The sequence below is a fragment of the Shewanella sp. H8 genome (assembly GCF_040285065.1).
Classification (GTDB): domain Bacteria; phylum Pseudomonadota; class Gammaproteobacteria; order Enterobacterales; family Shewanellaceae; genus Shewanella; species Shewanella polaris.
Genome location: NZ_CP157213.1, coordinates 3,845,373 through 3,868,762, shown reverse-complemented (window position 1 = coordinate 3,868,762; position 23,390 = coordinate 3,845,373). Strand labels below are relative to the sequence as shown.

Annotated in this window: 17 protein-coding genes; 11 read left to right on the top strand and 6 right to left on the bottom strand. The window is 40.8% G+C overall.

What is annotated here, in order from left to right; genetic code table 11:
* Positions 1–4 precede the first annotated feature (4 nt).
* From ABIS04_RS16840 to rraB, 3 genes are all read left to right on the top strand, one after another.
* Entirely contained in the window at positions 5–793 is a 789-nt protein-coding gene (locus ABIS04_RS16840; protein WP_137225159.1) for a metal ABC transporter permease, read from the top strand.
* Between the two features lie 133 nt (positions 794–926).
* Complete coding sequence (locus ABIS04_RS16835) at positions 927–1,661, top strand: 1-acylglycerol-3-phosphate O-acyltransferase (protein ID WP_137225160.1); 735 nt, start codon at positions 927–929, stop codon at positions 1,659–1,661.
* Positions 1,662–1,755: 94 nt separating this feature from the next.
* A complete protein-coding gene (gene rraB / locus ABIS04_RS16830; protein WP_350431797.1) occupies positions 1,756–2,169 on the top strand; it encodes a ribonuclease E inhibitor RraB in 414 nt (137 codons plus the stop codon).
* An 84-nt stretch (positions 2,170–2,253) separates the two neighbouring features.
* Here rraB and ABIS04_RS16825 read toward each other — a convergent pair whose 3' ends face one another.
* A complete protein-coding gene (locus tag ABIS04_RS16825) occupies positions 2,254–3,210 on the bottom strand; it encodes a sensor domain-containing diguanylate cyclase (RefSeq protein ID WP_350431796.1) in 957 nt (318 codons plus the stop codon).
* Positions 3,211–3,226: 16 nt separating this feature from the next.
* Complete coding sequence (locus ABIS04_RS16820; protein ID WP_137225166.1) at positions 3,227–4,222, bottom strand: response regulator; 996 nt, start codon at positions 4,220–4,222, stop codon at positions 3,227–3,229.
* Positions 4,223–4,632: 410 nt separating this feature from the next.
* On the opposite strand from ABIS04_RS16820, the gene ABIS04_RS16815 reads away from it, so the two are divergent.
* Entirely contained in the window at positions 4,633–5,439 is an 807-nt protein-coding gene (locus ABIS04_RS16815) for a crotonase/enoyl-CoA hydratase family protein (RefSeq protein WP_350431795.1), read from the top strand.
* Between the two features lie 35 nt (positions 5,440–5,474).
* Here ABIS04_RS16815 and ABIS04_RS16810 read toward each other — a convergent pair whose 3' ends face one another.
* Together ABIS04_RS16810 and rapA are read right to left on the bottom strand one after the other, a co-directional pair.
* Positions 5,475–6,347, bottom strand: coding sequence for a DUF3530 family protein (locus ABIS04_RS16810; protein ID WP_350431794.1), 873 nt, complete (start codon positions 6,345–6,347; stop codon positions 5,475–5,477).
* 121 nt (positions 6,348–6,468) lie between these two features.
* Positions 6,469–9,375, bottom strand: a complete 2,907-nt coding sequence (gene rapA, locus ABIS04_RS16805; protein ID WP_350431793.1) for an RNA polymerase-associated protein RapA — start codon at positions 9,373–9,375, stop codon at positions 6,469–6,471.
* A gap of 327 nt (positions 9,376–9,702) precedes the next feature.
* Here rapA and ABIS04_RS16800 point away from each other — a divergent pair, with 327 nt between their 5' ends.
* From ABIS04_RS16800 to ABIS04_RS16790, 3 genes are all read left to right on the top strand, one after another.
* Positions 9,703–11,097, top strand: a complete 1,395-nt coding sequence (locus ABIS04_RS16800) for a PhoH family protein (RefSeq protein WP_140235173.1) — start codon at positions 9,703–9,705, stop codon at positions 11,095–11,097.
* A gap of 291 nt (positions 11,098–11,388) precedes the next feature.
* Positions 11,389–15,114, top strand: a complete 3,726-nt coding sequence (locus ABIS04_RS16795; RefSeq protein ID WP_350431792.1) for a response regulator — start codon at positions 11,389–11,391, stop codon at positions 15,112–15,114.
* A gap of 71 nt (positions 15,115–15,185) precedes the next feature.
* Positions 15,186–17,582 (top strand): zinc-dependent metalloprotease, encoded by a 2,397-nt coding sequence (locus tag ABIS04_RS16790; protein WP_350431791.1) that lies wholly within the window; start codon positions 15,186–15,188, stop codon positions 17,580–17,582.
* A 125-nt stretch (positions 17,583–17,707) separates the two neighbouring features.
* Here ABIS04_RS16790 and ABIS04_RS16785 read toward each other — a convergent pair whose 3' ends face one another.
* The gene (locus tag ABIS04_RS16785; RefSeq protein ID WP_350433465.1) at positions 17,708–19,525 is read right to left on the bottom strand and encodes a protein kinase; all 1,818 of its coding nucleotides are present in this window, start codon (positions 19,523–19,525) and stop codon (positions 17,708–17,710) included.
* Between the two features lie 296 nt (positions 19,526–19,821).
* Here ABIS04_RS16785 and ABIS04_RS16780 point away from each other — a divergent pair, with 296 nt between their 5' ends.
* Positions 19,822–20,169 (top strand): hypothetical protein, encoded by a 348-nt coding sequence (locus ABIS04_RS16780; RefSeq protein ID WP_137225182.1) that lies wholly within the window; start codon positions 19,822–19,824, stop codon positions 20,167–20,169.
* A gap of 98 nt (positions 20,170–20,267) precedes the next feature.
* Complete coding sequence (locus ABIS04_RS16775; protein ID WP_350431790.1) at positions 20,268–20,927, top strand: thiopurine S-methyltransferase; 660 nt, start codon at positions 20,268–20,270, stop codon at positions 20,925–20,927.
* 77 nt (positions 20,928–21,004) lie between these two features.
* Here the strand turns inward: ABIS04_RS16775 and ABIS04_RS16770 are convergent, their stop codons facing one another.
* Positions 21,005–21,262, bottom strand: coding sequence for a hypothetical protein (locus ABIS04_RS16770; RefSeq protein WP_350431789.1), 258 nt, complete (start codon positions 21,260–21,262; stop codon positions 21,005–21,007).
* Between the two features lie 157 nt (positions 21,263–21,419).
* On the opposite strand from ABIS04_RS16770, the gene ABIS04_RS16765 reads away from it, so the two are divergent.
* Both ABIS04_RS16765 and ABIS04_RS16760 read left to right on the top strand, forming a co-directional pair.
* Complete coding sequence (locus ABIS04_RS16765) at positions 21,420–22,298, top strand: radical SAM protein (RefSeq protein ID WP_350431788.1); 879 nt, start codon at positions 21,420–21,422, stop codon at positions 22,296–22,298.
* A gap of 112 nt (positions 22,299–22,410) precedes the next feature.
* A complete protein-coding gene (locus ABIS04_RS16760; RefSeq protein WP_350431787.1) occupies positions 22,411–23,385 on the top strand; it encodes a nucleoside hydrolase in 975 nt (324 codons plus the stop codon).
* The last annotated feature ends 5 nt before the right edge of the window (positions 23,386–23,390 follow it).

Here is a 23,390-nt window from a genome sequence, read left to right as displayed (position 1 = left end):
TCCTATGTTTGATGTCGAGCTATTGTCGATTTTGCTTCCAGCATTAGCGGCAGGGTTATTGGTGTTATCAACCCATGTGTTGTTAGGCCGACAAGTCCTTAAACGTGGCATTATCTTTATTGATTTAGCCATTGCTCAAGTTGCTGCGTTAGGAGCGATAGTTTCGCACATTGATCATAGGGTAGACAATTTACCGTATGCCCACGTGTGGATGCCAGCATTATTTGCATTGGCCGGTGCAGGCGTTATTGCTTGGATGGCAAAGCGATTAGTGGGTGAACTTGAAGCCTTTATTGGTTGTTTTTATGTACTCAGTGCAGTAGCTGCAATGCTATTGTTAGCCAATGATCCTCATGGTGCTGAGTTATTAAAGCAATTAATGTCTGGTCAAATATTATGGGTAAGTTGGTCTCAATTGGTATTACCTGCAGTCGTTTCTGCTGCAATTATTGGGATCATTGTCTTTAGACCAAGTGTGTTAGATGGCGGAGGTTTTTACTTCTTATTTGCATTAGTCATTACTTTGTCGGTAGAGCTTGTTGGAGTGTATTTAGTGTTTAGCACCCTAATTTTACCGGCTTTGGCATTAAACAAATATCAAGGAAAAGCTAAGCTTGCTTGGGGTTATGGGGTAGGAGTGGTTGGTTATATCGCTGGGTTAGTGTTATCTGCTAGCTTTGATTTGCCCAGTGGTGCTGCCATCGTAGCAACATTAGCGCTAAGTGCTTTGTTATTCAGAGTGTTACTTAAACTGCGCTCATCTGCTTCAGCTTATCAATCTACTAATCACTAAGCTGTCACATAAACTATGTTATTCTGCCCCATATCATAGGGGCAGAATATTTCAGCGTACATATGTAAACAAAACGTTGAGTCCATAGACCTGCATCGTTATACTATCGCCAATTTTATTGCAGGAGTATGCTGTGCTGCTTATCGCTCGTTCAATCATTCTCGCCGTGCTTTTGTTTTTACTCTTTGTATTTTCAATTGTTTTTTGCCTTATACGCCCAATGCATCGTAACAATGTACACGTGATTGCCAATATCTTTGGTTCTGTTGCACCAATATTAGGCATTAAGGTCATTAAACGTGTTCATCCGGTAAGTACTTCGTCGGAGCCTTGCATTTATCTTGCGAATCATCAGAATAATTTTGATTTATTTACTCATACGTCAGTAGTACCAAAAGCGACGGTTAGTTTAGGTAAAAAGAGCCTAGCGTGGATGCCGTTATTTGGTCAAATTTATTGGTTATCTGGCAACATTCTTATTGATCGTAAAAATCGTCACAGTGCCTTTGATACAATGGCTAAAACCGTAGAGAAAATGAAAAATAAAGGACTGTCGGTATGGATATTTCCTGAAGGAACTCGTTCTCGCGGTCGCGGATTGTTACCGTTTAAAGTGGGGGCATTTCATACTGCAATAGCCGCTCAAGCTCCGATAGTACCTGTATTAGCTTCGTGTCAGAGCCACATTAATCTTAATCGTTGGAACAACGGTGTAGTGATTGTGGAGATGATGGAACCGATCCCAACAGCTGGCTTAGATAAAAATGATGTGAAAGCCTTAAACAATAAGGTACATCAATTGATGTCGGCCCGTTTGGTTGAGTTAAATAAAGAAGCTGAAGCGTTAACCCTGAAAGCTCGAACATAACCACTAATCACTAAACATCCTAGCAAGCTCGCAACTTGTGTCAGTTTGGGTATAATTGATTAAATTTTTATGAGTCCTATTTACGGAGTTATCCATGTCTGTTGAGCGTCAGTTAAAAGAGCAATTTGCTGAGAATCTCGAAATTGTTGATGCCTTACTTGCTGATGGTTCAGAGCCTGATGCGGAATATACTTTTGAACATCATTTTTCGGCGACTAATTTTGATCGCTTAGAAAAAGCAGCTGTTGATGCATTTAAGCTCGGTTTTGAAGTGAACGATGCTGAAGAAATGGAGCTTGAAGATGGCTCGATTATTTTCTGCTTTGATGCCATTGCTCAGCATAAGTTAGAAGCTCCTTTATTGGATAAAGCCTGTGAACAGTTGATTTTATTAGCCTCCAAGCAAAAAGTCGATTATGACGGTTGGGGAACTTATTTTGTCGGTGACGATGTTGAAGGCGAAGAAGATGATGAAGATGCTGATGATGAAGATGATACATTTCACTAATTCATAGGCAGTCTAATACCATAAAAAAACGCTCATCAATGATGAGCGTTTTTTTATGGTCGATAGAATGTGCTTGGTCGCCGGTTATTGATGAATAACGCTTTTGTTACGGCCTTCTTGCTTAGCGATATATAGTGCTTTATCTGCACCAGATAACCAAGTAGAGATATTGTCTATTTGGGAGTCTAAATCGTTAATTCCAATGCTTACAGTGACTTTTATAAGGCGATTTTCGAATGAGACTTCAGATGCTTCAATACGTTTTCTCAACCGCTCAGTAAAGTTAAGCGCATCTTCTGCTGTTGTTTTTGATAATACTACGCCAAATTCTTCACCGCCATAACGGCCAGCAAAGTCGGTGTCGCGCAATGCTTGCTTTAATAAATAGGCTGTATGTTGAATGACTTTATCACCTGCAGAGTGACCATATTTATCGTTGATAACTTTAAAGTTATCAATATCAATCATCACCAATGATGCGGTATCACCATAACGAGCATAGCGATCAAACTCTTTTTCCATGCAATCTTGCCAATGGCGACGATTATATAACTGGGTTAACGCATCTGTTTGGCTGAGCAGCTCTAGTTGTTCGTTAGCGGCTTTTAGTTGTAGTTTGTTGACGGCTATATCAGTCACATCGTACACAATAATACTAATATGAGTGATTTTACCCGTTAGCGAGGCTAATGGTAATAAGGTGATATTTTGATACATATAATCGGCTCGACCCGTTACTGGTCGATAATTTTTAAACTGGAACACGTATGGACGTTGCTCCCAACTAATAAAAGTACGGTTTTTAAGTAAAAAAACCGATTCCATTTTTTGTTTTAACCATTTAGCAGGTAAGTCTGGAAACTTTTCAAACAGATTATCACCTTTAATTGAATTGGGTGACACACCACTGTGGTTTTCCATAAAACCATTCCAAAGTTGGATATTATAGTCGCTATCAATCACGACTAAGCCCACTTCTATGGTTTGTACCATATCGATTAGCCAGTGTAGTTCGTTCATCGCACTTTGGTCATTTGACATAAAGGGTTATCCAACGTTAGTCGAGTAAGTAGCCAAGCTTGTAATTCAGCGTTGCAATAGATTCTTCAGTAAACAGCAGCAAAAGATCACATTGAATATTGTAATCCTCTATTCGATAGTTAATTTCCATCGCGAGTGTGCGTTGCCATTTTGCTGAGTTGTCGTGAATGAGTTCATTGACACTACAGTGTCTGCCCAGCACGACCGGGTGAGATTGACTGAATTTCATATCGAGTTGTTCAGAAATACCATTTAAAAATGCACCAATGAGCACATTACCTGTGTCCATCATCACTTCTATTTCAGTATTATTGTCTTCTGGATTTTCTAATCCCATTAGTTTTGCCATATCCTCAAAACTAGAGTCATGGAACAGTAATAACGCTTCACCAGCGATACCCGCACCAATAAATCCTTGGCAAAGTCCTGAGACTGTTGAATTTCGTTCAGTGGCTTTTAGGGCCATGGTCAATTCACTGACTTCAAGTACATTAACGTTGGGAATAGGTAATAGTACAAATACATCAAGGAGTTTAGCGAGTAAATCAGCTGCTCTGCCCATTGCGACGTTGGCGATTTCTTGGCATGCGTCACGCATATCAACTCTCATCATTGGAGTGTCGTTTACTTTATTACCCTGAGTAAGGGTTAAAATGCCGTACTCTTGCAAAATATGACTGATAGCATCTGCACTCACTGGTTTTTGAATAAAATCCAGAGCACCTAAAGCTTTGACTCGTTCGTGGGCTTTAATTTGAATATCGCCAGACACGACAATAATTAATGCGGGCAAATCTTGTTGCTGTACAGCTTGGAGGACCTCATAACCATCCATAACGGGCATATTGAGATCAAGGAAGACAATCTCTCCTTTACCAGCACGAATAACATCAAGCCCTTCAGCACCATTGGTGGCGTAGCTGATTTCAACATCCCAATCTTTGGGGAGAGTTCTTGCCATTTGTTTTCTGGCGAGTGCTGAATCGTCGCATATTAATATTGGAATGGTCATTGTTGCTAGTCTTCCTTATTTTGCCTTTAAGAAAACACACTCATTAATGCAACCGCGAGTGGTACTAGGCGGATAGTAATGATAAGACTTTTTACAGCGATTTTTGTTTGTTAGTACATTATACGTATTTGCTTACAATATTGGTAACTTGGTTTTTGATCACTTTGTTTTCTACATTTTAGTCATGTGTAAATGTCTTGATACTGATCTAACCATTTGTGAAAAATCAGTAAGTCAAGGTCGTTATATTAATAATAGGTAATATATGAGGCTAACACCCAATTATATTTTGTTCAAAAATTAGATAACAAAATTTTGACCTATAACGATTTTTTGTCGTGTTATGTCTGTTAGACAGAGAATGTAGATATGTTAGTCTACATTCTGGACAGACCAGTAGCGGGTGTATCATGGAAACAGAATTAATCAAGTTCACTGTAGACAATGGTATTGCCCATGTTTGCTTAAATCGACCGAGTAAAATAAACGCACTTAATGTTGAGATGTTTACCGAGATAGATCGGGTGATTAAGCAAATTCATGTGAATAAGCACATTAATGCCGTCATTTTATCCGGAGCCGATGGGAATTTTTGTTCAGGTTTAGACGTAAAGAGTGTGGCCAAATCCCCAGTTAATGCCCTAAAACTGTTATTCAAGTGGTTGCCTGGCAATGCAAACTTAGCTCAACGGGTATCTTTGGGGTGGCAACGTTTACCTATTCCGGTCATTGCGGTGTTAGATGGGTGTTGTTATGGCGGTGGCACTCAAATCGCATTAGGTGCTGATATTCGTATTGCATCGCCAAACTGTAAATTGTCAATAATGGAAGCCAAGTGGGGGTTGGTGCCCGATATGGCGGGGTTAGTTGCGTTAAGGCAAGTCATGTCAAAAGACCAAGCATTGATACTGACTTATACTGCGGATATTTTAACAGCGGATCAAGCGCTTGAATTGGGCTTAATCACTGAAATCAGTGAGACAGCCTATGAGAGTGCGACTGTGCTGGCGCAAAAAATAATTCGAACTTCACCGGATGCCAATGCAGCAATTAAACGCAGTATTAATCAGAGTTGGACCGCTTCTGTGCGCAGCTTATTGGCCCGTGAGTCACTGAGCCAAGTTAGGTTGTTATTAGGTAAAAACCGTGTGATAGCGGCAATAAGACAAACTAAGAATCCAGATAAAGCCTATCGTTCTCGTCAATCTTGGTGGTAAACAAACGGCTTAGCGCTATGACATAGACGCATACATTATCTACCGATAACCGTTCTGGAAAAGCCTTCGATTTGATTGAGGGCTTCTTCCCACCCGCTCGGACTGCTTAAATCTAAGCTCATTTGGTATTGGCGGTAATATCGAGCCGGTTTAACTTGATTATAATTAAGCCGAGTTGATGCCTGTTCAATTGAATTTGGATTTGCATCGGAAGATTGAATATCGAGAATGGGGATAGACATTGTGACTAATTGTTCAGCAATTGATTTACGCTGACTTTGTAGGTCAATTAAATGCTCAAATTCACGATAAGGATTGACGATAACTAACACATCAGGCGTAGGAATTTTTTTGTCATAAAGAAGATTGGTGACCATACCGGCACTATCATCAATCACAATCAGGATGTTTCCACCAGGGAATAAACTGATGGTTGAGGTTAATTGATTCAGTGCTTCACTCAAACTACTTTGTTGAAAGTTTCTCAGTTCAAGTAACTGAGATGAATCATATTTTGGCGTACTTTTATTACTACTTAATTGCAGTTGTTCAGTACCTGCTTTAGTAATTTCTTCAGGCTTTGTTGCATAGTTAGGGCGGTATAGTCCTTTTGCCGGCGTTAAGCTAATACTCGCCCAGCCACGTTGATTAATATTAGTTCTTAGGTAACTGGCTAAGCCTGCAGCATCTGCATCGGTATCAGAAGCGGCAATAATAACGGCGGAACCAAAGTGTTTTTTACTCTCCCAAGACCTAACGAGAACTTCAGTTTGCTTACCATCAATAGAGATAAATTTGATTTCATCAGTAGGCAGGTAAGCATAGGGTTGCTGTGCTTTTACGCTAGGCATGGTGGCCAATATGCTTATTGTTACGATTAATAACTGACTAAGTCGTCCTAATTGCACCCTAACCCCTAAGTGAAATGCATCATAATGTGATTAGCTTAATGTATAACGATGACTAAAAACAATGCCCTGATATACAGGGCATTATTTATTCAACATTATTCACATTTCTTGTTAGCTATTATACGTGGCTGACAAGTACCATACGAATTGCATCAAGCTGTAATTGACTGTTGTCCATGTAGCCTGTTAACTCAGCCATTTGATTACGAATATATTCTAGTTCGTCTTCACGAATGTTCGGGTTTACTGCTTTTAAGGCTTCAAGTCGTTCCAATTCGCTAGTTAATTGTTGAGTCATTTTGGCGCGAGCCTCCACGACTAACTGCGTTAGCGATTGTTTTGCATATTCTTCACCTTTAGCCAATAACGGGTGCAAAATAGGTTGAGAGGCGTTTACAAGCTTGCTGGCGATATGACGGTTAACTGCACTGAGCTGTTTATCAAAACTGGCATAATCGACTTTATCAGCCATATTTAACCCGTTTTTATCCAGCAATACTCGAATAGGCGTTGGTGGTAAATAACGGTATAACTGAGTCGATTTTGGTGCAGAGGCATCGGCCATGTAAATCAACTCTAAAAACAAAGTACCAGCAGGTAGCGCCTTATTTTTTAGAATCGCCACACTAGTGGTGCCTGTTTCTGAACCCGTGATTAAATCTAAACCGGTTTGTACCAAAGGATGTTCTTGGGTGATAAATGCAATGTCATCACGAGACAAAGCCGTTTCACGATCAAACGTTACAGTAATACCGTCTTCATTTAACCCAGGATAAGTAGGGAACATCATGTGTTCACTAGGGCGCAGGATAATCGAATTTTCACCACGATCTTCTTGATCTACACCAATAATGTCCCATAAACGAATGACTGAACCGATGAGATGAGTATCGTTATCGCTTTCTGACAAACGTTTAATTAAGGCATCGGCACGTTCGCCGCCGTGAGAGTTTATCTCTAACAGTTTATCTCGGCCTTGCTCCATTGCCTGTTTGAGTTCTTTGTAGCGATGCTGGGTATGATTCAACAGTTGAGTCATCAGATCTTCATCAGCATTACACAGTACGTTAATCAGTTCGTCAGCAAATTCGTTAAACAACACATGGCCACTTGGGCAGGTGAGTTCGAACGCATTGAGTCCTTGATGATACCAACGCATTAATCTTTCTTGAGCGGTATCGCGCAGATAAGGTAAATGAATTTGAATGTCGTTTTGTTGGCCAATGCGATCTAAACGCCCTATCCGCTGTTCTAATAAGTCAGGGTTCAGTGGTAAATCGAATAATACTAAGTGGCTCGCAAACTGGAAGTTACGCCCTTCAGAGCCAATTTCAGAACAAATTAATGCCTGGGCTCCACCTTCTTCTTGAGCAAAATAAGCACCTGCTTTATCGCGCTCAATAATTGACATGTCTTCATGGAATACCGTTGCTTGAATACCTTCGCGGGTACGTAGTGCTTCTTCAAGGCTTAACGCTGTTTCTGCTTGGCTGGCAATAATCAGTACTTTTTTACTGCGATGAGACTTTAAAAACTCAATTAACCAATCCACTCGTGGATCAAATTTCCACCAACTAGCACTGTCGCTTTCAAAGGCTTGATACAGTTTTTCAGGGCTTAATGCCTGTGCAGCTTTTGCCAACGGTGGTTTAGATCCACCCATCATGCTGTTAACACGATCTGCGGTAATATATTGATCAGGCATTTCTTGTGGGTATGTATTAAAGAAACGCTTCGGAAAGCCTTTTACTGATGCGCGACTATTACGATATAGCACTCGGCCTGTACCGTGACGATCGAGTAGTTCTTGAAGTAATTCTTGGCGTGCAGCCTGCTGTGCTTCGGCATCTACATCTTTTGACTGGATCAAGCGAATGCTTGGTTCTATGTCTTTTTCACTAAGCAACTCGGTTAAACTGTTAATGGCACTGTCGGGTAACTTTTTATCCTGACTCAATGCTTCAGCTGCTTCTGCCACATCTTTGTAGCTTGCTTCTTCAGCTAAAAAGGCATCGTAATCATAAAAACGATCCGGATCGAGTAAACGTAAACGGGCAAAGTGACTTTGATGACCGAGTTGATCTGGTGTAGCTGTTAATAGCAATACACCAGGGACCACTTTACTTAAGGCATCAACGATTTGATAAGCTCGACTTGGTGCATCTTCAGACCATTCTAAATGATGTGCTTCGTCGACAACCATTAAGTCCCAATCAGCATCTAAAGCTTGTTCAAGACGTTTTTTCTTTCGCAATAAATCAAGTGAGCAAATGATCAATTGTTCGGTGTAAAACGGGTTGTCATTGTCGGCATAGGCTTCTACACAACGATCTTCATCAAACACGGAGAAACGCAGGTTAAAGCGGCGCAACATTTCAACTAACCACTGGTGGCGTAAGGTGTCAGGCACTATCACTAAAATCCGTTCTGCACGACCAGTCAGTAACTGTTGATGAATAATTAAGCCTGCTTCAATAGTTTTACCTAGACCAACTTCATCAGCAAGTAATACTCGTGGCGCATAACGACGACCAACTTCGTGAGCAATCCATTGTTGATGGGCAATCAAACCGACGCGCGGGCCTTGTTGGCCGAGTAAATCTGAGGTGGCTAATTTGTGGCGCAATAACTGACATTGATAACGCACACCAAAGCGTTCTAAGCGGTCAATTTGTCCAGCAAATAAACGATCTTGTGGCTTGTTAAAGCGAATATTGTGGCTCAGCATTGTCTCACGAAGACTGACTTTTTCTTGAGTTTCGCTATGGATACCATGATAAATCACCAATTGATTTTTTTCTTCAAGCTCTTCAATGGTAATACTCCAACCTTCACCGCTTTCGACAGTGTCACCTGGGTTAAAGATAACCCGAGTTAAGGGAGCTTCACTGCGGGAAAACATCCGGTTTTCTCCAGTGGCAGGAAATAGCAGCGTAACCATGCGGCCTTCAACTTGAACGACTGTCCCTAATCCGAGTTCTGACTCGGTATCACTAATCCAGCGTTGACCTAAGGCAAACGGCATTTTCTACTCTCATTTATTTCGTGAAACAAAAAAAGGGGGCGTATGTTAAACCAAACCCATCCAGATTGAAATTCTAGCATTGATTTATCGTTCACATGGTCGTTTTTACACCATATTGACATGTGAATGTCACATTGACCCCATAGTGTGAAACAAAGGCGATGAAGATGGCATTGAATTTTGTTCGACTTGTGCCATATTTTATTGAGCAAAGCATTGCTAAATGCAATGGCTTGTTATCAATAGAGACTTTGTTTATCCCTTTAATGTTATACGTGTAGCTAAGAGATACTGACATCTAATCATTGAGAGCACTCTGGAGGCGCCATGCAACAAAACGACAAAAAGTTGTTTGTACTGGATACCAACGTGTTACTACATGAACCTTTAGCGATATATTCGTTTAAAGAACATGACGTAATTATTCCCATGACTGTGTTAGAAGAACTCGACAGTATTAAGGATCGTAAACGGGATGTGAGTCGCGATGCACGAGTCGCCATACGAGGATTAGAAGATATTCTTGGTGGCCCCACAACACCAGAGCAAATCTTAAAAGGCGTTGCACTACCGACACACCAAGAACATTCTGAAGTCTCTGGCCATTTGTCGATTTTCCCAGATCACCAAATTGACTTTATTATCGGCTCCCTGCCTGGTGATAATAACGATAACCGCATCATCAACACCGCCCTACATTTACAAAAAATCCATTTTCCTCGTACCGTAGTGTTAGTCACTAAAGACATTAATATGCGCTTAAAAGCCAAAGGTGCAGGTATTGAGCGAGTAGAAGATTATCGTACCGATCAACTGATTGATGATGTGCGTTTTCTTGCCAAAGGCTTTTATCAATTCCCCGGTGATTTTTGGCAAAATGTTGACAAGGTATCAACTGACCGCAAAGGTTTGCATACCGTTCATCAAGTGCCACTGGAGCATCTTGGTAATGAAAAATTCTATCTTAACCAGTATTTGATTGATGATAGTTCTGACTTTTGTGGTCGTGTTATGAGTACAACGGATCAACATTTAGAGATGATCGATCGCGGACGTGATCGTTTATTGCATCATGACGCATGGGGCGTTACCCCTAAGAATATTTATCAAGGTATGGCGCTCGATGCTTTGCTAGACCCTGATATTGAACTGATTATTCTGACCGGTCCTGCTGGGTGTGGTAAAACACTATTAGCCATGGCTGCAGCATTAGAGTTGGTAGTTGAACGTAAGTTGTATGACAAAATCATTGTTACTCGTAACACACCCGAAATTGCAGAATCGATAGGTTTTTTACCGGGTAGCGAAGAGGAAAAAATGACCCCTTGGCTCGCTGCGATTACTGATACGTTAGAAGTGCTGCATAAAAATGATGTTAACCCTACTGGCAGTGTTAATTACATTATGGAAAAAGCTAACATTCAGTTTAAGTCGATAAACTTTATGCGTGGCCGTTCTATTCAAAATTCCGTGGTCATTTTAGATGAATGCCAAAACTTAACCGCATCACAAATTAAAACCATGATCACTCGTATGGGTGAGGGCACTAAGTTGATTTGTAGCGGTAACTTAGCCCAAATTGATTCAACCTACCTAACGGCTGTAACTTCTGGATTAACCTATATAGTGGAGCGTTTTAAAGACTTTGAAGGCAGTGCCAACATTTATCTTAATGGGGTGGTGCGTTCTCGGTTAGCAGAATTTGCTGAGGAACATTTGTAGTATGTTCACTGCCTAAGCGAGTACGCACAAGGGCATATATATCCCGTTACATAAATAAGGTTACATTGCGTAACCTTATTTATTATTCATTGACTAGAATAAGTTTGTATCTTGGTTTTATGTATCTTGCTTTTACATATTAGGCAGGTTGGACAAGTGCCTTTGATTCTATTAATACATGTGCTTGAGCTTATCTTCCTGATATCATAATCATTACTGTTTTTACTGCCGATTTTTTTTGGTGTTAATTGTTCGACAGCGAGTTTGTTTTACGCTGTATCAAGGGTGTTAATGAAACCGACTGAGCCAGATTTACAACTAAAATCTCCTATTCAACGCAATTATAACCGTGCGGTGTTTTACACCTATATTGGGGTTATTGTGATGGCTCTTTTGTCGGCAGGCATAATGTTCGAACGCCAAAAAGAACAGCAAATTCAACAGCGTGAAGAGCAAGTGGCTCGTCATGTGATGCAAATCGATTTATTGCTTGAGTCAAGTATTCGTGCGGTGAAAAGTTTGCGTGATGTGGCTGTTGACCATTTACGTTTAGGTGAATTGGTTCGTAAAGACAGATTGCCTGAGTATGAAAAATTTAACGAAGATGGTCAATATTTTACCCTTGAGCCCAACTACGCCAAAAGTGGCATTCCGTTTACCAACATGGGGCGGATTACTGGAGCTGGCTCATTAGATAACCGCAGCGAGAGTTTCTATCAAGAGCTAGAAATGTTGTTTGAGCTGTCATTGTCTTTTCCTGTCGCTAAAGAAGCAGCGCCCAAAGCCTCGTCGATTTATTATATTTCTAAGCGTCGAATGATGTCGTTTTATCCTTGGGAAGATAACGATCTGCGTTTTAGAGATGAACTGCTTAATAAAAAACAGTTTCAGTTAGCAACGCCTTCAATGAACCCGCAACGTAGCGTATTTTGGAGCGAAGCATATATTGATTCTGCTCATCAAGGCTTGATTACCACGCTTGGCTTACCTGTCTATTTAGAGGACGAGTTTATTGGTGCGATTAATTTAGACATGACCTTGTCGTCATTGGATAAACAAATTCGTACCTATTTTAAAATGCCGGGTACAGTGATTTTGCTTGATCAGCAAAATAATATCTTATCCCACAGCGATTTTGATTCCAGTGAAATGAATAAGGTGTATCACATTAGCCAGCGTATTCCGGCAGAGTTACATTCATTATCTGAATCTGAATTGTTCGATGCCCATGACGGCATGTTACGTAACGGTTATTATATTCATAGTGTTGCGCTACATAACGCGCCTTGGCGGTTACTGTATCTACAAGATGAAGATGATTTATTTAAGGATTCGTGGGACAAGCTACAACTGAGCTTTGTATTAGTGGTTTTGGCCTTATCACTGCTAGTGACCATTGTGCATTGGCAGACTCGCCGTGCGTTCGTCAGCCCTGCTTCACGCTTGTTAACGCATCTAGAGGCGTGTTCACAAACACCTATTCGACCACCAGAAAAAATTACCCGTGGTTGGGAGCCTTGGTTTGCGTTAGTTAGCCGTATTTTTGAAGAGAACCTCCAATATACACATCATCTTGCTGAGCAGAATAAACGCCTCGACAACTTAGTTGCCCGGCGTACTCAACGATTGCGTGAAACCACTGAGCGCCGCGAACGAGAATTTGCGCTATTACGTTCATTGATCGATTCGATCCCAGAAGCCATTGTGTTTAAAGATAAAGAAGGTAAATACTTGGGCTGCAATAAGTCAGCAGAAAGAATGCTGGGTTATAACGAAAATGAGATTATTGGCTTAACGTCATCAGAAGTCGTGAGTCCAGAAAAAGGTGAACGCATTGGTGAAGAAGACAAGAAAGTACTGACCCAACAACATTCGTTACGCTATCAAGAACGGGTGAATGTTGAAGGTAAAGTGGTATTGCTTGATACCTTTAAACTGCCTTTTTACAATCGCCGTGGTGAACTCTTAGGCTTAATTTCTGTATGGCGAGATATCACTCGAGAATTCGATGCCGCAGAACAATTACGTTTATCTGAGCAGCGTTACCACCTTGCTATGGATGCAGTAGAAGATGGTTTATGGGATTGGTATATCGATTCAGAGCAAATTATTTGTAATCCCGCTTTTTATTCCATGTTGGGTTATCAAGCCAATGAGTTTCCACCGTTAATAGAATCATTTGATGAATTGTGTCATCCAGATGATCGTGATCGGATGCAAGAATATCGTTCTCAATATGTTCACGATCCAGTAGGAACATATGAGATAGAATTTAGAATGCGCGGGAAAAATGGCGAGTATTATTGGGTACTATCTCGTGGCCGAGCGGTCGAATTTTCTGATGACGGTAGCAGTAAGCGGATGCTCGGTACTCATAAAGATATTACCCGCCAGAAAAGTAACGAAGTGGCCTTACTTGAAGCTAAGCAAGAAGCTGAATTAGCCAACATGTATAAAAGCGAATTTTTGGCCAATATGAGCCATGAAATTCGCACTCCAATGAACGCTATTATTGGTATGGTGCAATTGGCTCAGCGGACTAACTTAACCGCACAACAACAGGATTATCTTAGTAAAGCTGGGTTTTCAGCACAATCCTTGCTGCGAATTATCAATGATATTTTGGATTTTTCTAAAATTGAAGCTGGCAAATTAGAGTTAGAGCGTGTTGCATTTCCACTCGACAAAGTGCTTGATCATGTTATTGATATTAATGCTATTAAAGCGCAAGAAAAAGGCGTTGAGCTACTGCTTTATGCCCCAGTAACAGCAGGGTTGATCTTAAATGGTGATCCACTGCGTTTAGGCCAAGTATTGGTTAATTTATTGTCTAACGCTGTCAAGTTTACCCAAATTGGTGAAGTTGAACTTGGCTGCGAAGATGTGGGTGAGCGCGATGACCGCATTACCCTGAAATTCTGGGTACGTGATACTGGTATTGGTATTAATAAAGATCATCAAGCCATGTTGTTTGATGCATTTTCCCAAGCCGATGGTTCAACTACGCGTAAATATGGCGGCACAGGTTTAGGCCTGTCAATTAGTAAGCATTTGGTGTCAATGATGGGCGGCACCATGCACGTTGAGTCGCAGCCGGATGCTGGGAGTACCTTTAGTTTTACGATTAGTTTTGAAATTGCAGAAGAACAAGTGGTCGAGCCGTTAGTGGTGCCAGATCAATTAAATAATCTCACCACACTAGTGGTTGATGACAATCCAAGCGCATTACAAATTTATTCTACATTGATGAAAGACTTTAGCTTTGGTGTGAACACCGCTGACAGTGGTCCAAAAGCACTGGCGATGTTACGTAACAAACCAGTAGATCTATTGTTGTTAGATTGGATGATGCCAGAAATGAATGGCTGCGAAGTGATTAAAGCTATTGATGAGATGGTTAAAGATGGCAGTTTAGCCAAACGTCCTATCATTATCTTAATGACCGCTTATGCCGCAGGGCCGTTAGATAATGAACTAGAGCGAACATCCGTTCACGCTGTGTTACAAAAGCCATTTAAAGCGTCGGCATTATTTGATGAAATTATTAGTGCCTTTGCCAAAGCACCTAAACTAAATGTTATGCCAGTTGTTGTTGAAGCTGAACCCACAAAGGCATCTGGTTTAGTCCTACTGGTTGAAGATAATTTTATTAATCAACAAGTGGCAGCTGAATTACTGAAAAGTGCAGGATATGAAGTGGTGATAGCCGATAATGGCCAAATCGCATTAGATTTGATTGATACTAAACCGTTTGATGCGGTGTTAATGGACATTCAAATGCCGGTAATGGATGGCTTAACCGCCACCGCTGAACTACGCAAACGTTACAATACTGAACAGATGCCAATTATAGCCATGACTGCGCATGCCATGTCGGGTGATAAAGAAAAAAGCTTAGCCGCAGGCATGAATGCACACATTACTAAGCCAATTGTGCTTACTGAATTATTTGAAACGTTGTCTTATTGGATTACCTATAAAAATAATCATAAAGACAGTAATACTCCAGATAGCTGAATCCTGAATTTTTAGGCGGTTTGGTTATAGTATTTATCGATAATAGGATATTAACAACAGGGAGATTAATTATGATCCGCCGTAGTATTTCATTGGCATTGTTGCTGGTAATTACGCCCGCAACATTACTTTCTAATGCAGCATTAGCCGCAAGCGATCCAGCCCAAAAAATAATTAACAATGCTGAAGCAGCCAAAGGCTTTATTAATCTGTTTTATGACACAAAATCCGCAAACTTATACCTGCAAGCCAATAAGCTTAACCAACCATTTTTATTACTTACAAGTTTACCTCATGGTGTCGGTTCAAATGATATAGGCTTGGATCGTGGCCAGTTAGGCCAAACTCGAATGGTACAGTTTGAGCAACACGGTCCCTACTTAATGTTGAAGCAGCTTAATACTCAGTATCGAGCGACCAGCAATAATGTTGCAGAGCGTCAAGCGGTAACACAGGCCTTTGCCGAGTCGATTTTATGGCAGGGTAAATTGGTCGAAGGTAAAACGGCAATAGTCGCAATTAACGATTTAGTGATTAATGATTTACATGGAGTTTCTGCGGTATTAGCGGCAACCAAGCAAGGTCAGTACAGTTTAGATCGTAATCGTTCGGTTATTTTACCGCTAGGAATTAAATCCTTTGAACGTAATGCCGACATAGATGTTAATTTAACATTTAACGCTGACAAAGCGGGCAAGCAAGTTGCAGAGGTCACCCCTGACGGTACAGCTATGTCTGTTCGTGTGCGTTATTCGTTTGTACAACTTCCCGACGACGGCTATGAGCCTCGCAGTTATCATCCCATGAGCGGTTATCTTTCCGATCAGTATGCCGATTATTCTACCTCGGTTGATCAACCACTGACTCAGCGTCATTTATTGCGCCATAGATTAGAAAAAGTGACTCCAGGTGACGCCCCCAGTAAAGTGGTTAACCCTATTGTGTATTATCTTGACCCAGGGGTGCCAGAACCTATTCGTAGTGCATTATTAGCAGGGGCTCGCTGGTGGGAAAGTGCATTTACCGATGCGGGCTTTATTGATGGCTTTAAAGTTGAATTATTACCCGAGGGCGCAGACCCTCAAGATATGCGTTACAACATGATCCAATGGGTACATCGTGCCACGAGAGGCTGGTCATATGGCGCTGCAGTTACCGATCCTCGTACTGGTGAAATCATTAAAGGCAATGTCACGCTAGGTAGCTTAAGAGTTCGACAGGATCATCTTATCGCTCGCGGACTGACGGCTGGTTGGCCAGACAGAAAAGCCGCAGATGATGCAGCGATGGGGTTATCACTTGCACGTATTCGTCAACTGGCGGCGCATGAGGTTGGCCATACGTTAGGGCTAGATCATAATTTTGCCGCCTCAACAAACGATAATGCTTCAGTGATGGATTATCCACATCCTTATGCCAGTATTGAAAGTGATTATATCGATATTAGTCATCCATATCGTGAAGGCATTGGCGAGTGGGACAAATACACTATCGCCTATGGTTATGGCGATGCTAAGCAGGCTGATGCATTGTTAACATCGACCATAAGCAAGGGCTTTCGTTATATTGGCGAATCCGACTCACGTAGTGCAAGCGCCAGTAATGCGTATGCCAGTTTATGGGATCGCGGTAATGATGCTGTCGCAGAATTAGTGCGCTTAGAAACGGTGCGCCGTAAAGCCATTGACGATTTCAATTCAGATGCCTTATTGGCAGGTGAACCTAATGGTGAACTAGCCGATGTGTTTGTGCCTATTTACATGCTTACACGTTTTCAAATAACCGCCGCCGCAAAATGGATTGGAGGCACGGATTATAGCTACCAACAAGTTGGCGCAGGCGTTCGTTGGAATTATGTTCGTCCTAAAATGCAACTTGCTGCAGTTGATGCCCTTCTGGCAAGTTTGCAAACTGAAAGCTTGTTGGTGCCCAATAATGTGTTACAAGCTTTAGTGCCTAAAGCAGGAAATTATCGTAAAACTCGCGAAAGCTTTGGCTCTAATTTAGGGGTAATTACTGATCCTGTCGCGATGGGTGAAGTGATGAGTCGTCATATTGTGTCACAGTTATTAGCTCCAGAGCGTTTAAACAGAGTCAGTCAGGAATATATGGAAGACAGTCAGCAGCTGTCGGTGGTTAAATTAATCGATAAACTTGCTGCTGCCACCTTATATCAAGATTTACCCAGTGGCCAAGGTCTAGCATTGCAAATGCGAGTCAACACTGTGGTTGTTGATAGCTTATTAGCGGCTTATCATAATCCTACAACGGCTCCTGAAGTAAAAGCACAGTTGGCTGCAAGAGTTGATTATATTATTAAGCAACTTAAACGCCGCAGTAATCGTGGTAGTGATTATCAATCAGCACATTATGATTGGTTGTTCCAAGGCATTACCAAAGGCATGGATGATGCAACTTATCGATTAATCACCAAACCGATTGAAATGCCACCCGGTTCACCAATATAAATGCAACTTATGTTCAGCTCATTAGATTGAAAATACGCGACCTTAATAGGTCGCGTATTACTTTGTATCGAACAGCGGGCATCGTTATCATTTGAGCATTGGAAGGACTGTATTTCTATCTTGGTTTATCTTGGTTCACTACTCATGATTTTAGGATTTTTTGGATAAAAATGATCTGCTTTGCGATCGATATGATTAAATTGGCGGGTGTTTTTGTAAGGCAACTTCATAAATCCTGAAATGCCATAACCTTGAATTTTATTCGCGTGAGCAATAATGCGATCCAAACTCGCTCTAAATGAAGCCTGTTTACGTGGGTTTAATAAACGTAAGTAACTGTGAATTTTTAAGTGATTAGGTAGAGCTTCAAAAATAATACAACCGGTGTGATGGATTTGATTTAACGAAGCCAGTTCAGTCATTATTTCTGCTGGGAGTTCTAGGTTTTCTTCCGGATCCTTACCATCTTCAAAATATGAATGTAAGCGAGATTTATCTTCTAAATTGGGTACATCACCGACTTCAAATGGCAGTTGTAACTCACCGGTTATTTCATATTGGTGTTCAGTACTTTTTCGTTCGAGATGTAATGTGTCTTTGGCATTAAAGAAGCAAGCTTTAAATACCCCAATTCGTTTAATGCCCCGTGCCATAGTGACCATATTATTAACCGCTAATATTAACGGTGCTTTACTGTCTGGATCGTAAATCGCTAAGTTTGAGTCAATAAACACCCCTGACTCTCGCCAATGGATCACCAGTCCGCCGACGATAGGGTATTGTGCCAAACGACCTACTGCGGCAATAAAGCCTTTTTCCGTGTCAGCCATACCCACCATAAAATTACGGTAATATTTTTCTAGTTGCACATCATCCATTTTGGCGATGGGATCTTGAGTGTTGTGCTCTTTTAAAAATGATTTACGCGAGCTGTAACTCACGGTTTCGACGGTTTTAGATCGCGGTTGCGCCCACACTGGAATGTCGGGTTTCAATGGTGAGGTATGCAGAATAGGTAAATGCATCCTATGGCTGTGCCGAAAGCTTTTAAGAAAATAATCACCAGCAAGGTTACGTTTTTCAACATCATCACTGAGCATTGCGTCGAGTGTTCTTGCCAACTCAATGGGTAAGCCGATGCTGGTGGCTGGAATGACTTTTGTGCCGAAACGACTGATTTGTCCAGATGCAAGTGCATATAAGGTAGCAGCAGCACCTTGCTCGTCAAATCTTGGGCTTGATAACGCACCGCTCAGTTGTTCATCACCAATAAAATACACATCGCCCATACGCGCATTAGTGTGTTGTTGATCGCTTGATAATAAAGACATGACATTGTCATCAACTGCGCGGTTGTGTTCATCTCGTTGAGCAAATACTGCCGACCCCCAATCGATCAATGATAACTTGTCGGCATCAATATCATAAACTAAGTTGGAGGGTTTAATATCGCCATGTACTAAAGGTTTTCCCTTGCGAAGATAATATAGAATATTCGCCAATTGCCTCGCTATACTCACTATCATTACTGGTGGTAAAGCGCCTAATCGTTGGCAAATTTTGTCGAGATCTTCACCTTGAGCTCGCTCCATCACTAAAATACCTTGCTTACCAACGCGCTCAAATTTAATTGCTTCTGGGATGTTAGGGTGCTTCACTTGATTAAGCATGTAGGCTTCTTCTTCAAGCCTATCCTGGACACTTTGGGGTAAATTAATTCTGGAAAATTTAAACACATGTGATTGGTTAAATTCATTGATACCCGCAAATACAAAACCATAGGCTCCTTTACCAATAAATTCTATTTGTTGATATCCCAGCTTACTTAACTGCTGCTTACACAAGCGGATCCAAGCTTTATGCTTACGTGCATCATTGGCACTTAGCAAGTAGATAGACTGCTCTTGATTGATATAAAAGTGTTGCAGCTGCGGTGTTTGCAAAGGTAAGTCTCCGTTTGTTAAGCTCATTAAACCTTGATTAACCTTACTGCGGCAAGCGCTTCTTATTTAAAATAAACCATTTTATTCATGCATCAACGTGATTTATTTAAATTTGATATCTGTTTCGCTAAAAATCACCCTAATATCTCTTTCTAATCAGCACATATTATAAGCAAATGATAGCTTCCTATCGAAAAAAATCTGATATGTAAACCTTGACCTATATCAAATCAAAATGAATCAACACTCGGTACTATGACAGTAAGAGTTATTTAATGGTTTAACCAGAGGTTATTATGCCCAATGTCAATAAAGCTGATTTAATTCCGCTATTTAGGTTCCCGCGGCAGCGAATTTTACAATCAATGGAAGTGACCCATTGCCCACATGCGGTGTTTTTTAACAGTAGTGATGAAGAATGCATTACTTGTCATCAAGGGGAAGAATGTTTATGGATTAATCGTAATGATGAAATGGTTGCTCTTGAGATGAAATCTGTTGATGAGTTAAAACAGCAATTATTAATTGCTGTAGATTATATCGATTCTAATTTAAGTCCGCATCATATGTCACGTCGACAGTGTCAATGTGAAAATTGTCGTTGGTTAAGGCTGGTACAAATGACCTTGGACGGTAAAGCCTAGTCGGCTAAACAGCAAATCTTTATCGGAGGTTGCATCCATTTTTTTTAGTCTTTAAAGTAGCTTGTATCTCAATAGCAATTAGACTGAAGAATAGCATTATGGAACCCAGCTTTTGGCATGAAAAATGGCAATTACAACAAATCGGTTTTCATTTAAACCAAGTGAACCCTTTTTTAGTAAAATATTGGCCGCAGTTAGGCTTAACTGAAAATAGCGAGGTGTTCGTTCCTCTATGTGGTAAATCGTTAGACATGTTTTATTTGGCCGAACAACGTCACACTGTGTTGGGCTGTGAATTAAGCGCTATTGCTGTTGAAGATTTTTTTACAGATAATGAACTTGCTTATCAAGTGACTCATATTGATGATCACGCGGTATTTTCTGCCGATCAAGTTGCCTTATATCAAGGTGATATCTTTACTTTACCTTCCAGTTTAACATCCTCTATTAGTGGTTTTTACGATCGTGCGGCGTTGATTGCGTGGCCTGAAGAAATGCGTCAACAGTATGTTCACGCGCTAGCTGCGCTGGTTCCTGCTAACGTGAGAGGATTATTAATTACCCTTGATTACCCACAAGAAACCCTAAAAGGCCCACCATTTGCTGTCAGCCCAACTTGGATTGAAACCTATCTAACGCCATATTTTAACGTCGAATTACTTGAATGTGTCGATGTGTTGGCTGATAACCCAAGGTTTGTGAATAAACAAGTTCCTTGGCTTAATGAAGCTGTTTATAAATTAACTCGAAAGTCATAAATTGAATCTAAAGCTTACTGAGGAAATAAGTAGGTTTTTATAAAAATATCATAAGGTTGAATGGATTTTTTAGACTTCTAATGAGATTCTCTAAGGGTTATTTTGGGGCGTAAATCGACTTCTCCGTCGGCATAAATAGCAGCAATATCATCTTGCTGGCAAATGACGGCTACTGGCCCTTTAAGCATATGGCGAACAAACAATAATCGATACCCATAGCGATGCAAGTCATATAATGCGAGTTTTTGATCTGCTGTGGTTAAATCCCAATACTCATCATGATGAAGTACATCCTTGTTCCGTCGATTATTTATTTGGTATGCAACTTGAATCATAAGTCTTTTCACCTAAATCTTTTGAATTGTATATTTATTGTTAACTACATGACTATAACAATAATACTTTTGAATGATAGTTTTTTGAACATTTTTTGTAGTAAAAAAAATCGAATTTCGTTAACTAACTCACATTATCATCAATTTGGACACTCGGATGCTTAATTACATTGAACCAGTATTTCGCCCTCCTTCAGAGGGGAAGTCATTAATTTTACAGGTTAGCAATGGCTGCAGCTGGAATCAGTGTAGTTTTTGTAGTATGTACACCCAACCGCAAAAGCAGTTTAGAGCACAGAAACTTGATAAAATTGAAGATGATATTATTACTGCTGCAGCTTCTGGTTATCCGTTTCGTCGTGTTTTTTTAGCTGACGGTGATGCAATGACATTACCCTTTAATCGTTTGAAAGCTATTTGCGAATTGATTAATACTCATCTGCCTCATGTCACTCGGATCAGCAGTTATTGTTTGCCGCGCAATCTTAATAATAAAACCGTTGAGCAACTTTCTGAATTACAAAAAATGGGTTTATCCATTTTGTATATTGGCTGTGAAAGCGGTGATGATGAAGTGCTTGGACGAATTAAAAAAGGCGAAACGTTCGTCTCATCTTTAGCTGCGCTACAGAAGATTAGCCAAGCAGGCATAAAATCATCAGTGATGATTTTAATGGGATTAGGTGGTGTGCAGCTATCTCATCAACATGCGATAGCTTCAGCTGAATTAATGAATGCGGCTCAGCCCGATTATTTATCAACATTGGTGGTGACGTTACCATTGGGAACAGAGCGAATGGACAGTGTTTTTGATGGTAAGTTTGTATTGCCAGATCAAACCGGTTTACTGACAGAGATGCACACTTTATTGAGCCACCTTGAACTCGATAAAACGATCTTTCGTTCTGATCACGCATCAAATTACCTAGTGTTAAAAGGTGTGTTAGGTAAAGATAAACCAGCATTAGTCGCTCAAGTAGAACATGCATTACAAGGCATTATCCCACTAAGGCAAGAATGGCAACGCGGCTTATAGTCACGTTTGTAATGAACTTAAAATTTATTTTTTAATCAGTGGCTTAAACTAACTCACACTATAAAATCCGATAGAGTATCAATTTATTTAATTGAGTAGGACAGTGATCCCCATGAAAACTAAAATTATATTAGATACCGACCCCGGCATTGATGACGTATTTGCCATTTTGTTTGCCGAAGCGCATCCAGGTATTGAGCTAAAAGCCATCACAACTGTTTATGGCAATGCAACCATCGAAAATGCGACCCGTAATGCCCTCTATATTAAGCAAAAATATCAATTAAAAGCCGATGTCGTTATTGGTGCGAGTAAGCCCATTATTCGACCTCCAGTAGGACCCACTGTGGTGGTTCATGGTGAAGGGGGTCTTGGTGATGTGATTGTACCTGCAAATGTTGAGGGCAAAGCAGATCCTCGTCCTGCATATCAATACATAATCGATGCTGTTAAGGCTGAGCCTGGTGAAATCACTTTGGTGGCTATTGGTCCGTTAACTAACCTTGCTCTAGCACTTCAGGCTGACCCCAGCATTGTCGATTTGGTTAAAGACGTCGTTATTATGGGCGGCGCCTTTGGTGAGAATAATCACCACGGTAATGTGACTCCGTTTGCAGAAGCAAATATTCATGATGATCCTCATGCTGCTGATATTGTGCTCACAGCCTCTTGGCCTGTGGTGGTAATTGGTTTGGATGTGACCGAGCAAAGCTTTTTTACTCGCGAGTACCTTGACCAATTGCGTGATGATGCCGGCGAAGTTGGGCAATTTATCTGGAATATCAGTCGTTATTATTTGAGGTTTTATAGTGAGAAGGTGGGCTTAGAAGCTTGCCATGTGCATGACCCATCGGCTATTGCCTATGTGATTAATCCTGCATTGTTCACTCTTAGAGAAGGACCAATAAGGGTTGTTACCGATGGCGTAGCTGAAGGAATGACTATTCAGAAATGTGGTAGCCGTATTTATCCGCATGATGCATGGAAGGATAAAACACCACAAAAAGTTGGCGTTGCGGTGAACGATACTGAGTTATTGGCATTATATCGAAGCAGTATTATTGATTATGCTGCTAGTTTGAAATAGTCAAA

Coding starts and splice junctions, on each gene's coding strand:
- ABIS04_RS16840 (WP_137225159.1), top strand. CDS start 5: ATGTTTGATGTCGAGCTATTGTCGATTTTGCTTCCAGCATTAGCGGCA.
- rraB (WP_350431797.1), top strand. CDS start 1,756: ATGTCTGTTGAGCGTCAGTTAAAAGAGCAATTTGCTGAGAATCTCGAA.
- ABIS04_RS16825 (WP_350431796.1), bottom strand. CDS start 3,210: ATGTCAAATGACCAAAGTGCGATGAACGAACTACACTGGCTAATCGAT.
- ABIS04_RS16820 (WP_137225166.1), bottom strand. CDS start 4,222: ATGACCATTCCAATATTAATATGCGACGATTCAGCACTCGCCAGAAAA.
- ABIS04_RS16815 (WP_350431795.1), top strand. CDS start 4,633: ATGGAAACAGAATTAATCAAGTTCACTGTAGACAATGGTATTGCCCAT.
- rapA (WP_350431793.1), bottom strand. CDS start 9,375: ATGCCGTTTGCCTTAGGTCAACGCTGGATTAGTGATACCGAGTCAGAA.
- ABIS04_RS16800 (WP_140235173.1), top strand. CDS start 9,703: ATGCAACAAAACGACAAAAAGTTGTTTGTACTGGATACCAACGTGTTA.
- ABIS04_RS16795 (WP_350431792.1), top strand. CDS start 11,389: ATGAAACCGACTGAGCCAGATTTACAACTAAAATCTCCTATTCAACGC.
- ABIS04_RS16790 (WP_350431791.1), top strand. CDS start 15,186: ATGATCCGCCGTAGTATTTCATTGGCATTGTTGCTGGTAATTACGCCC.
- ABIS04_RS16780 (WP_137225182.1), top strand. CDS start 19,822: ATGCCCAATGTCAATAAAGCTGATTTAATTCCGCTATTTAGGTTCCCG.
- ABIS04_RS16775 (WP_350431790.1), top strand. CDS start 20,268: ATGGAACCCAGCTTTTGGCATGAAAAATGGCAATTACAACAAATCGGT.
- ABIS04_RS16770 (WP_350431789.1), bottom strand. CDS start 21,262: ATGATTCAAGTTGCATACCAAATAAATAATCGACGGAACAAGGATGTA.
- ABIS04_RS16765 (WP_350431788.1), top strand. CDS start 21,420: ATGCTTAATTACATTGAACCAGTATTTCGCCCTCCTTCAGAGGGGAAG.
- ABIS04_RS16760 (WP_350431787.1), top strand. CDS start 22,411: ATGAAAACTAAAATTATATTAGATACCGACCCCGGCATTGATGACGTA.